General features: G+C 35.1%; 1 protein-coding gene. It reads left to right on the top strand.

Annotated elements, in window-relative coordinates; all coding sequences use genetic code 11:
* Positions 1 to 135 precede the first annotated feature (135 nt).
* Positions 136 to 1,140: a DUF4238 domain-containing protein gene (locus OO013_RS20070; RefSeq protein ID WP_266058915.1), complete on the top strand. Its 1,005-nt coding sequence runs from the start codon at positions 136 to 138 to the stop codon at positions 1,138 to 1,140.
* Positions 1,141 to 1,277: the final 137 nt, after the last annotated feature.

Below are 1,277 nucleotides of genomic sequence, written 5' to 3' on the forward strand. Positions count from 1 at the left end.
CTATAAAGTTATGGCGGCTGTAGAGTCAGCTCAAGCGCCGGATTCTCGCTGGATTTCACTGTCCTATCGGACGCGAAATCGGCACGATAATCCGCCACAAACTCATACATCGAACGTTAGGCTTAATTGTACGACATGGCAGAACTAGTAAAAAGGCAACATTTTGTACCTCGCACATATTTGAAGCATTTTGGCAGCTTGAATGGAGAAGAACACTTTATTCATGCATTACCACGTCTTGAAAAAACATCTGATAAAATATTTGAGTCTAATATTAAAAATGTAGCATTAGAAAAGCACCTATACACCCTTCCAGGTAATACGGTGCAACAAAAAATGGCCATCGAAAAATTTTATTCTGATGAACTTGAGAAACACTATGATGATATATATGAACTTCTTACCAATCCAAAGCAAAAAACTATTACTGACGAACAGAGAGAATTAGTCATCTCAACAGTTATTACCATGTTTTACAGAACAGCTAAGTGGTTAAACCAACATAAAGACTTTATGCATGAAGTTTTTCGAAAAGCTTACTCATTGTGCGAACAAACTGGGAAAAACTACTTTACGTTTGAAAAACAAAATATATCCATTGAAGGTAAAAGTCTTGAGCAATTAACCACTGAATATTCTTCAGAACAACAGCCACATATGGTAATGACTCAACTTGAAACTGCTTTTAAGCTCATCGGTTTACGTATTAATAACTTTGATGGCATTGTTGTGTCTAAGCTTGGAGAGGATAATGCACAATTTATTACTAGCGATAATCCAGTAAGAGCCTCCAATATTAAGTATAACCATGTAATGCCATTTGACCCTTCCAATTTATTGAAAGTTCCCCTTGATTCTAAACATGTACTTATGATAATGCCTAATGGAGATAAGGAGACTAGAAATACAATTTTCAGGAACGAGACTAAAGGCTCAATGTGTGAAAGTCAAAAACTAACTTCCAATTATGAGCAAATGCAACAGGCAGAAAGATTTATATTTGGTCAAAAATCTGCCCTTGAAGACTATTTAAGTACTAAGGAGAGAACAGAAAAGCCATTAAGTGCTAAGGAATTAGAACAAACAACTCAGAAGTTAGAGGAATTTACAAAAAAAATGAAGGACTTGGGATTAATCTAAACTAAGCCTAACAATACCTTCCATGAATAATCCTTTCCCTTCAATTTAAATATAAATCACTGATAATCATTAACTTTTCTTTTTGTTTTTATCCTTTTAGCTCTTTTTCAAATGAGTGATAGCGGTCAAGGCCGGGC

This window comes from Mangrovivirga halotolerans (assembly GCF_026241165.1).
GTDB classification, from domain to species: domain Bacteria; phylum Bacteroidota; class Bacteroidia; order Cytophagales; family Cyclobacteriaceae; genus Mangrovivirga; species Mangrovivirga halotolerans.